We start from the raw sequence: 10,136 nt of genomic DNA, 5'->3' as shown, positions 1-10,136 counted from the left end.
GAGGCGACAACTATCCTGACACAGGGGGGTTTTGCGCAATACAACTATGCATTAACCGGCGGTGCTGGCGGTACAGTAGTAACCGTAGATAACGGCGCAGACCTGCAAGCGGCACTAGACAGCGCGGCGAACAGCAACACCCCAGTAACGGTTTATGTAGATGGCACCATTACCGACGCAAACAATGGCGGTACGGGCTCACCGATTGAAATAAAAGACATGAACGATGTGTCAATTATCGGGGTTGCAGACAGAGGCGAATTCGACGGCATTGGCATATTAATTAGACGTGCAAATAACGTGATTATTCAAAACCTGAAAATTCACCACGTGCTTACTGATGGAAAAGACGCTATCTCTATTGAAGGTGATAACGACGGCTCTACCACCAGCAATATTTGGATTGACCACAATGAGCTTTACAGCACATTGTCTGTGGACAAGGATTTCTACGACGGGTTAGTAGATAGTAAACGCGGCGCGAAAAACATCACTATCTCTTACAACTACCTTCATGATCATTGGAAAGCCTCGTTACACGGCCACACTGAGAATGATGTAGACAGTGATAATACCGAGCGTTTAATTACCTTCCACCACAACCGCTTTGAGAATATCGAGTCACGTTTGCCGTTATTCCGCTACGGTCACGGTCACTTGTATAACAACTATTACAATCAGATATCCTCTACGGCAATCAATTCAAGAATTGGTGCAGAGCTACAGGTAGAAAACAATGTGTTTGAAAACACGCAAAACCCAATTGTTTCTTTCTACTCAGACGTTATTGGATACTGGAACACGTCAGGCAACCTGTTTGGCGAAGGTGTAACCTGGACAACGCCAGCTGATGGTGACGTTGTTGCAGGACCTGACGCCACGCCAACATCCAGCTACGAAGTGCCTTACGACTACGTACTAGATGATGCCGACGTGGTTAAGCAGCGAGTTATCAACTACTCGGGCGTAGGTAAAATTAACCAGAATGCCGATGACATTCCTCCGTTAAACTAACTCCCAAAAGAGTTAGCACAAAAAAAAAGGCGCTGCTCTATGAGCAGCGCCTTTCTTTTAAGCGTTAAGCTTGGGGGATGATTACATCATGCCGCCCATTCCGCCCATGCCGCCCATATCAGGCATTGCAGGCGCGTCGTCTTTAGGTAGTTCAGCTACCATTGCTTCAGTTGTGATCATTAGTGAAGCAATTGAAGATGCGAACTGAAGTGCAGAGCGCGTTACTTTCGTTGGGTCAAGGATACCCATCTCTAGCATGTCGCCGTAAGTGTCGTTACCTGCATTGTAACCGTAGTTACCTTCGCCGTTCTTCACTTCGTTAACTACTACTGATGCTTCTGCACCTGAGTTAATAGAGATTTGACGTAGAGGCGCTTCCATTGCACGTAGTGCAAGCTTAATACCTACGGTTTGGTCGTCGTTGTCGCCAGTAAGGTCAGCAAGTTTAGCTGCTGCGCGAACTAGTGCTACACCACCACCAGGTACCACACCTTCTTCAACCGCTGCGCGAGTTGCGTGTAGTGCATCTTCTACGCGGTCTTTCTTCTCTTTCATTTCAACTTCAGTTGCTGCACCAACTTTAATTACTGCAACACCGCCTGAAAGCTTAGCTAGACGCTCTTGAAGTTTCTCTTTGTCGTAGTCAGACGTAGACTCTTCAATTTGACCTTTGATTTGAGCACAACGGCCTTCAATCGCTTCTTGGTCGCCGTTACCGTCAACAACAGTTGTGTTGTCTTTGTTAATAACTACGCGCTTAGCAGTACCTAGGTCTTCAAGCTGAACTTTTTCAAGGTCTAGACCAATTTCTTCAGAAATTACTGTACCGCCAGTTAGGATAGCGATGTCTTGTAGCATTGCTTTACGACGGTCACCGAAACCTGGTGCTTTAACCGCTGCAACTTTAACAATACCGCGCATGTTGTTAACTACTAGTGTAGCAAGCGCTTCGCCTTCAACATCTTCAGCGATGATCATTAGCGGCTTACCCGCTTTCGCTACGCCTTCAAGGGTAGGAAGTAGTTCGCGGATGTTAGAAATCTTCTTGTCAACCAATAGGATGAACGGGTTGTCTAGTTCAACAGTACCGTTTTCTTGGTTGTTGATGAAGTATGGAGATAGGTAACCGCGGTCGAACTGCATACCTTCAACAACGTCTAGTTCGTTTTGAAGTGCCTGACCTTCTTCTACAGTGATAACACCTTCTTTACCTACTTTTTCCATTGCTTGAGCAATGATATCGCCAACTTCTGCATCAGAGTTTGCAGAGATAGTACCTACTTGAGCAATAGACTTGCTGTCTGCACAGTCAGTAGAAAGGGCTTTAAGCTCTTCAACTGCTGCCGCTACCGCTTTGTCGATACCGCGCTTAAGATCCATTGGGTTCATACCCGCTGCAACGCTCTTAAGACCTTCAGTTACGATTGCTTGCGCAAGTACAGTAGCAGTAGTAGTACCGTCACCCGCTTCGTCGTTCGCTTTAGACGCTACTTCTTTTACCATCTGCGCGCCCATGTTCTCGAACTTGTCTTCAAGTTCGATTTCTTTCGCTACAGACACACCATCTTTAGTGATAGTCGGTGCACCGAAAGACTTGTCTAGAACAACGTTACGGCCTTTTGGACCTAGTGTTACTTTAACTGCGTTAGCTAGTGTGTTTACGCCTTTTAGCATTTTGCTGCGAGCGTCATCACCAAAACGTACTTCTTTAGCTGCCATGATTAAATTCCTCTAAAAATTCGTTTTAACGTTAGTTGTAATTACTCAACAATCGCTAGAATGTCGCTTTCGCTTAGGATAAGTACTTCTTCACCATCCAGCTTTTCTGTTTTAACGCCGTAACCGTCGTTGAAAATAACGGTGTCGCCTACTTTAACGTCTAGCGCTTTAACTTCGCCGTTCTCAAGAATGCGACCGTTACCTACTGCGATTACTTCGCCGCGTGTAGATTTTTCTGCTGCAGAACCAGTCAGAACGATACCGCCTGCAGATTTGCTTTCTTGCTCTGCGCGCTTAAGGATTACGCGGTCGTGTAAAGGACGAATTGCCATTTTCAAGTCTCCTGAAAATTCCACTATTCAAATGAATGTAATTATCGACATTCAGACTATCTAAACGTCGCGTGTTTAAGGTTGCTCATTACTGAGCTGTTAAAATCGTTTCTGCACGGATAGATGGGGTAGTACCCAGATAACTTCAAGGGTTTTTAGGCAAAAAAATGTAAAAAAATTGGTTTTTTCGCTAAATACTTCTTTTTATTGGGCAAGTAAACGCCGTTTATCGCGGTAAACGGCGCTCATAACCCGACGGAGAGGGCGTTGGGGCTCGCTATTTTAAGCGCTTATCTGGGTCGTTAGTGGTGTGATCGGTGTACTCACCTTCAAACACATCACCATCACTATTGGACGAGTTAGAGCGATCACCGAAAGGACTTTGCCCAAACGGTGTCTGACCCTGTCCGAAGCCTGCAGTTCCCGGCCCCATACCCGGAGCGACAACACGCATTTTCATGTGCTTACTGACCTGAGCAGCAAAGAAGTGACGAGAGCCTGGCATTGCCAATAAGAAGCCGAAAATATCGGTAATAAAGCCTGGCGTCACAAGTAAAATACCCGCAACCACCAGCATCAAGCCTTCAACTAGTTCTTTTCCTGGCACTTCATTTCGCTGCATTTTTTCTTGCGCCGTCTGCAGCGTACTTACGCCTTCGCGCTTAACAAAGTAAGCACCAATAAAGGCAGAGAGAATCACCAAGCCAACGGTATTCCAACCACCTATCACGCTGCCCACATTAATCAGCAACGCAATCTCTAAAATAGGTAATAGGGCAAACAGTATAAATAAAACCCGCAAAATGCTTCCTCTTTCATGTATTCCTAACCTGTTATAGGGTCTTTGTACGTAATAACAAGAAAAGGTGCCCACCCTTTCGCTTAAATAGCCACGTAAAGCGACCGATAACGACCGTGATATACTTTCGCTGTGAAAGAATAGTGCGGGCTTTCAGGTCTATTACACATCGACCCATTAGCAAAGTAACAGGCGCGAGATAAGTAGGAAAAGTTTATGACAATAAAGCTTGTATTATGTACCACGCCAGATGAAAAGACAGCGCAATTAATTGCCAGTACGCTTGTTAAAGATAAGCTTGCTGCCTGCGTTAACATTATTAAAGGTATTGAGTCTGTGTATGAGTGGCAGGGAAAAATAGAAACCGACACCGAATGTCAGTTACTCATTAAAACAAATACACAATACGTTTTGCAGGCGTTTGATAAGGTAAGTGAACTTCACCCCTATGACGTACCAGAATGGTTAGAACTTAACGCTGAAGCCAGCAGCGCTTATGGGCATTGGCTACAAAACACACTGCAGCGCTAACTGAACCCGTATTTTCTTAACAAGAATAACTAAGACGTAAAAATAGATTAAAATGAATGACAACCTTATGACTACCCTTTTGCCTTCGCCTTGCCTATCGTTGGCTTCGCTGTTTCGTCGCTTTATTGCGTCCGTATTGTCAGTGCTTTGTTTGATGTCGCTGTTAGTTACGTTTGCGTTCGCACAAGTGCCAAGTGCTTTTGGCGACCCATTTACAAATGAGCCCCAATTTCTCGATGTTGACCAAGCGTTTGCTTTTGACTTTAGTCAAAAAGATAACGTTCTTACTTTAAATTTCGACATTGCTGACGGCTACTACTTATACCTTAAACAGTTTAAGTTTGTGGCTAAACAAGCCGAAATTGGCGAGCCTGTTTACCCAAGCGGGGTAATGATTGAAGATGAGTTCTTTGGTGAGTCTGAAGTATTTTACAACGGCGTATCTATTACCCTACCCATTGAGTCAGCACTCAGTGACGGCGTAGTTAAAATTCGCTATCAAGGGTGCGCTGATGCCGGCCTTTGCTACCCGCCCACAGTAAAAGTGGTGTATTTAAATGAAGTCGGAAGCAATAGTGCAGTAAACGCAGATGCGACAGCAGAATCAAATGGCGCGTCTACCTCGTCGTCTTCACAAAGCGAGCAGTTCGATTTAGCGCAAAGGCTAATTGATAAAGATAACCTTGCTCTCACTTTAGCTCTATTTTTTGCACTAGGCGTAGGCTTAGCCTTTACACCTTGCGTATTCCCGATGTATCCCATTGTGTCGGGCATTGTGATTGGTCAGGGCAAGCCTAAAACCGCATCGCATTCATTCTGGCTAACCTTTGTTTATGTACAAGGTATGGCGATTACTTACTCGTGCTTGGGTTGGTTGTCGCTGTGGCAGGAGCGCAGTTTCAAGCTGCGCTTCAACACCCTGTAGTACTCGGCGTATTCATTGTGCTATTTGTGGCGCTTGCCGTTGCCCTGTTTGGTGGCTTTGAAATTCAGCTACCGGCGAAGTATCAAGAAAAGCTCACTCACATGAGTAACAATCAAACGCCCGGCAGTTTCGCTGGTGTATTTGTTATGGGTGTATTGTCTGGCCTTATCGCTTCGCCCTGCACTACTGCCCCGCTAACCGGCATATTGCTATTCATCGCCCAAACTGGCGATATGACGCTAGGTTTTATTTCTCTTTACTTGTTAAGTATTGGTATGGGCGTTCCACTTATTCTGTTCGGCATGACAGGCGGAAAACTGCTACCTAAAGCAGGTAACTGGATGAATGTGGTTAAAGTCACCTTCGGATTTATGATGCTTGCCGTGGCCATTGTGTTTATTGAGCGTCTATACAACAGCCCTGCTACTGGTTTCTTATGGGCATTGCTTGGCTTTGGTTTATTCGGTTATTACTGGGTACTCAATCGCGCCAGCAAAAACTCGCTCATGAAGCTTGTGCGTGCTGTTTTAGTTGCGATAGGCATTATGGGAAGTGCTGGCCTTACTTATCAAGCAGGGCTAAACACAGGGCTTTGGGGCGAGGACTCTGATGGTGTCCACGCAGGGCATCCAGACTTTGTTGTTGCGCGAGACTTGGCAGACTTACGTAATAAAATAGCGGCGGCTAACACAAAAGGTAAAACCGTGATGGTCGATTTGTACGCCGACTGGTGCGTAGCCTGTAAGGAGTTCGAGAAGTACACGTTCCCTGACGAGAAAGTGGTATCTGCGCTTAGCAATACGGTATGGATGCAAATGGACCTTACCGATAACACACCAGAGCGTCAGGAGATTTTTGACACCTTTACAGTGCTAGGCCTGCCTACCATTTTGTTCTTTGACGAAAACGGCGACGAGCTAACCAAAGCTCGTGTTACCGGGTTTATGAAAGCAGACGCCTTTGCCGGTCACGTAAACGAGTGGCTTAACAATGGGTCTAACACCAGTAACGTCCAAAATAATGGCTCCAACTAAGGAGCCTAAATCCGCGGCATTTCTCCCCCTAACATGGCGAGCGTCTCAAGGCTCGGCCATCTTAGTTTCGAGTTGGAACCAGTCACTAATGAGAAGGTTAGCGTGTTTGCTAACCTTCTTTGCTATTTCCTTTTCTTTTTCTCTTTCGGTGGCAGCAAAAACATCAGGCTGCTTTGATAACAAACGCTTTTGCTTTGAGCTTACTCCTTCGTCTTCTTCACTTTATCTGGTGACAGTGCAAAGAAAAGTGGCACTGCCTGTGGCCCTGACGTTGTATTCAGATACGCTGTTTCAAATACCAACGGGCGAAGATGCGTTACAGTCAAAAGCGCACGTCAATGCGTTTTTAAGTACTGATGAGGCAATACCGCTTGGTGTAGTAAAAGACACCCACGCATTTTGGCAATCAATGCGTGTGAAATGGACGGTAGGGCGCATAGATGCTACGCACGATAACGCTTACACCTATCTATCTCCCCTACAACCTGCTGGTGAATACCGCATTGTTCAGGGCTTTAATGGAAGCTATAGCCATTCAGGGGCGTCACGGTATGCGTTAGATTTTGCCGCCCCTGTCGGCACACCGGTTCTTGCGGCGCGCGATGGCGTAGTGATAGATACCAAAGATGACGGTAACCAAGGCGGTCCCTCTATGCGTTTTGCAAAATACGCTAACTACGTTGTTATTCTTCATAGCGACGGAACCACCGGCGAATACTACCACCTGAAATATAAAGGTGTTGTAGTAACAAGAGGGCAAACTGTAAAGCGCGGGCAGCTTATTGGTTATAGCGGCAACACGGGGTTTTCTTCTTTGCCCCACCTTCACTTTGGTATTTATGTGGCTAAGTTCCATGGTAAATATGTAAGTGTACCTTTTTCTCTCGCCAAGACGTCTGCTGGCAACACACACTGATACCTCTAAAGAACGCAGCATGTGGCGGTTTTATGTAAAAACACACCTCAAACTTTGCGTCGAAAACACCTGATTAGACCAGTATTTTGCTGCGAAATCTTTATCTATCACTATAATCAGCAGTTAACACAGTAAACGAGAAAATTAATTGGCTTTTTTTCGTGCAACTGTCACAAAATTTTGTTGAAATGGCAATAACAGTGACTTTTTCCCGAAGATAGCAGCAAACTAGATGAATATTTTGTTATTGAACGGCCCTAACTTAAATATGTTAGGCCAAAGAGAACCCGACAAATACGGCACGCAAACCTTGCAAGACATCGTTGATGATTTGCAGGCGCAGGCCGCGTCAAGCAACGTGACCTTAACGCATTTTCAGTCAAACGCTGAGTATGAACTGATCGACCGCGTACACGCTGCTATGGGAACTGTTGATGCCATTATTATTAATCCTGCTGCCTTCACGCACACCAGTGTCGCCCTTCGCGATGCGTTATTAAGTGTCAATATCCCGTTTATTGAAGTGCATTTGTCGAACGTTCACGCTCGTGAACCTTTTCGTCATCATTCTTATTTTTCTGATGTTGCAGCTGGCGTCATTGTTGGCCTTGGTGCCATGGGCTACTCGCTCGCGCTTACTGCAGCAATCAATTTACCGAAATCGCAAAAATAAAGCAGAGACAGAACATGGATATTAGAAAGATTAAAAAACTCATCGAACTAGTGGAAGAATCTGGCATTGCCGAGCTAGAGATCACTGAAGGCGAAGAGTCTGTACGCATCCACCGTGGTCCAACGGGTGTTCAAGCGCCAATGAACTACAGCTTTGCAGCACCAGCAGCACCGCAAATGGCACCAGCTCCTGCAGCGGCAGCTACCACTGCGTCTGAAGCGCCAGCTGAGCCAGCACAGCCAGAGGGTCACGTTGTTAAGTCTCCAATGGTCGGTACTTTCTACCGTGCTTCTTCACCAACTGCAAAACCGTTTGCAGAAGTGGGTCAGCAAGTAAAAGTTGGCGACACGCTTTGTATCGTTGAAGCGATGAAGATGATGAACCAAATTGAAGCAGATAAAGCAGGCGTGGTTAAGGCAATCCTGGTTGAAAACCAAGACCCTGTAGAGTTCGACCAGCCAATGTTTATCATTGAATAAGCGAGTGCTTAACTATGCTAGATAAAGTACTTATTGCTAACCGTGGTGAGATTGCCCTGCGTATTTTGAGAGCCTGTAAAGAACTAGGCATCAAAACCGTAGCAGTGCACTCTACTGCGGATAAAAACTTGAAGCACGTGTTGCTGGCTGACGAATCAATTTGTATTGGTAAAGCATCGGCAACCGAAAGCTACCTGAACATTCCTCGCATTATTGCTGCTGCAGAAGTCACTAACTCTATTGCTATTCACCCAGGTTACGGTTTCCTAGCGGAAAACGCTGACTTTGCTGAAGCGGTAGAAAAAAGTGGCTTTATTTTCATTGGCCCTAAAGCTGAAACTATCAACCTTATGGGTGACAAAGTGTCTGCTATCAACGCCATGAAAAAAGCAGGCGTACCGTGTGTACCCGGTTCTGACGGCCCGCTAACTGACGACGTAGAGCGCAACAAAGCCATTGCTAAGCGCATTGGTTACCCAATCATCGTTAAAGCTGCGGGCGGCGGCGGTGGTCGTGGTATGCGCGTAGTACGCAGCGAAGCTGAGTTGATTAAAGCCATTGAAACCACGCAAGCGGAAGCTGGCGCTGCATTTGGCAACTCAACGGTTTACATGGAAAAATTCCTTGAAAACCCACGTCACGTCGAAATTCAGGTATTAGCCGATGGCCAAGGCAACGCTATTCACTTAGGTGAACGTGACTGTTCAATGCAGCGTCGCCACCAGAAAGTAGTGGAAGAAGCCCCTGCACCGGGTATTTCTGAGCAAATGCGCACCAAGATTGGCGATCGCTGCCGCAAAGCCTGTATTGAAATTGGCTACCGCGGAGCAGGTACTTTCGAGTTCCTATATGAAAACGGTGAATTCTATTTCATTGAAATGAATACCCGTATTCAGGTAGAGCACCCTGTATCTGAAATGATCACAGGCGTTGACCTTATTAAAGAGCAGCTGCGCATTGCAGCCGGACAGCCACTATCAATTGATCAGTCGCAAATTCAAATTCGTGGCCACGCTATTGAATGTCGAATTAACGCAGAAGACCCTAAAACCTTTATTCCTAGCCCTGGTCCTATCAATATGTTCCATGCGCCAGGTGGTTTAGGTATTCGCTGGGAGTCGCATATTTACGCGGGCTACCACGTGCCTCCTTACTACGACTCAATGATTGGTAAGCTTATCACCTATGGTGAAAGCCGCGACGAAGCGATTGCTCGTATGCGCCACGCCCTTGAAGAGATTGTAGTTGAAGGTATTAAAACGAATATACCTCTTCAGCGCGCCATTATGGCCGATGAAAACTTCTTTGCGGGTGGAACCAACATCCACTACCTAGAGAAGAAGCTAGGCTTAGCCTAATCCCCCCTTTGGGCTACACGCTGTTTTTTGTGTAGCCCAATTTTCTTTCTTCGCTATTCGCTATTCGCTATTCGCTATTCAGCACATTCTAATTTTCCGATTACCATAATCAATTTTTAACGATTTTCCTATTTAAAAACGGGTTCTATACTGCATACAAGTTTTAAGACTTCTCCCTGAGTTTTAATGCTTTTGTGTGTTTTACCCTCATTGGAGTCCCACTCCACTTATTGCCGGCATCCCTGCCGGCTTTTTTTTGTATTTTTTTCTTAAGCCGTTATTCGTAGCGCTAATTACGTTATTCGTTGCGCTAAGTAATACCAGTCTGCATAGATCATTACCCACTCAGCGAGATT

At 45.8% G+C, this 10,136-nt stretch carries 9 protein-coding genes and 1 pseudogene; 7 read left to right on the top strand and 3 right to left on the bottom strand.

The features are described from left to right. The coding region (locus ACX5KA_RS19680) for a pectate lyase family protein (RefSeq protein WP_458732007.1) at positions 1 to 1,014 on the top strand (1,014 nt) is incomplete at its 5' end. An 81-nt stretch (positions 1,015 to 1,095) separates the two neighbouring features. On the opposite strand, the gene groL is transcribed toward ACX5KA_RS19680, so the two are convergent. From groL to ACX5KA_RS19665, 3 genes are all read right to left on the bottom strand, one after another. Beyond that, entirely contained in the window at positions 1,096 to 2,733 is a 1,638-nt protein-coding gene (groL, locus tag ACX5KA_RS19675) for a chaperonin GroEL (RefSeq protein ID WP_179984965.1), read from the bottom strand. 41 nt (positions 2,734 to 2,774) lie between these two features. Further along, the gene (locus ACX5KA_RS19670) at positions 2,775 to 3,065 is read right to left on the bottom strand and encodes a co-chaperone GroES (RefSeq protein WP_012520088.1); all 291 of its coding nucleotides are present in this window, start codon (positions 3,063 to 3,065) and stop codon (positions 2,775 to 2,777) included. A 277-nt stretch (positions 3,066 to 3,342) separates the two neighbouring features. Further along, positions 3,343 to 3,867 carry an FxsA family protein gene (locus ACX5KA_RS19665; RefSeq protein ID WP_039221545.1) on the bottom strand — a complete coding sequence of 175 codons (525 nt, stop codon included), beginning with the start codon at positions 3,865 to 3,867 and terminating at the stop codon, positions 3,343 to 3,345. Between the two features lie 213 nt (positions 3,868 to 4,080). On the opposite strand from ACX5KA_RS19665, the gene cutA reads away from it, so the two are divergent. The 6 genes and pseudogenes from cutA (at position 4,081) to accC (ending at position 9,780) form a co-directional block, all read left to right on the top strand. Beyond that, complete coding sequence (gene cutA, locus ACX5KA_RS19660) at positions 4,081 to 4,395, top strand: divalent-cation tolerance protein CutA (protein ID WP_458732006.1); 315 nt, start codon at positions 4,081 to 4,083, stop codon at positions 4,393 to 4,395. Positions 4,396 to 4,462: 67 nt separating this feature from the next. Continuing rightward, positions 4,463 to 6,354 (top strand): annotated as a pseudogene (locus ACX5KA_RS19655) (protein-disulfide reductase DsbD). A gap of 88 nt (positions 6,355 to 6,442) precedes the next feature. Further along, positions 6,443 to 7,270 (top strand): M23 family metallopeptidase, encoded by an 828-nt coding sequence (locus ACX5KA_RS19650; RefSeq protein WP_458732008.1) that lies wholly within the window; start codon positions 6,443 to 6,445, stop codon positions 7,268 to 7,270. Between the two features lie 232 nt (positions 7,271 to 7,502). Continuing rightward, the gene (aroQ, locus tag ACX5KA_RS19645; RefSeq protein WP_039221539.1) at positions 7,503 to 7,943 is read left to right on the top strand and encodes a type II 3-dehydroquinate dehydratase; all 441 of its coding nucleotides are present in this window, start codon (positions 7,503 to 7,505) and stop codon (positions 7,941 to 7,943) included. A 14-nt stretch (positions 7,944 to 7,957) separates the two neighbouring features. After that, positions 7,958 to 8,422 carry an acetyl-CoA carboxylase biotin carboxyl carrier protein gene (gene accB, locus ACX5KA_RS19640; RefSeq protein ID WP_039221534.1) on the top strand — a complete coding sequence of 155 codons (465 nt, stop codon included), beginning with the start codon at positions 7,958 to 7,960 and terminating at the stop codon, positions 8,420 to 8,422. A 14-nt stretch (positions 8,423 to 8,436) separates the two neighbouring features. Then, positions 8,437 to 9,780, top strand: coding sequence for an acetyl-CoA carboxylase biotin carboxylase subunit (gene accC, locus ACX5KA_RS19635; protein ID WP_039221532.1), 1,344 nt, complete (start codon positions 8,437 to 8,439; stop codon positions 9,778 to 9,780). Positions 9,781 to 10,136 lie beyond the last annotated feature (356 nt).

It is taken from the genome of Alteromonas alvinellae (assembly GCF_902705805.1).
Note: the sequence above shows the minus strand (reverse complement) of the source record. Positions and strands in the feature narration are given on the sequence as shown.

Bases quoted from the DNA above. Each gene is read 5' to 3' on its own strand.
- groL (WP_179984965.1), bottom strand. From the start codon at position 2,733: ATGGCAGCTAAAGAAGTACGTTTTGGTGATGACGCTCGCAGCAAAATG.
- ACX5KA_RS19670 (WP_012520088.1), bottom strand. From the start codon at position 3,065: ATGGCAATTCGTCCTTTACACGACCGCGTAATCCTTAAGCGCGCAGAG.
- cutA (WP_458732006.1), top strand. From the start codon at position 4,081: ATGACAATAAAGCTTGTATTATGTACCACGCCAGATGAAAAGACAGCG.
- ACX5KA_RS19650 (WP_458732008.1), top strand. From the start codon at position 6,443: ATGAGAAGGTTAGCGTGTTTGCTAACCTTCTTTGCTATTTCCTTTTCT.
- aroQ (WP_039221539.1), top strand. From the start codon at position 7,503: ATGAATATTTTGTTATTGAACGGCCCTAACTTAAATATGTTAGGCCAA.
- accB (WP_039221534.1), top strand. From the start codon at position 7,958: ATGGATATTAGAAAGATTAAAAAACTCATCGAACTAGTGGAAGAATCT.
- accC (WP_039221532.1), top strand. From the start codon at position 8,437: ATGCTAGATAAAGTACTTATTGCTAACCGTGGTGAGATTGCCCTGCGT.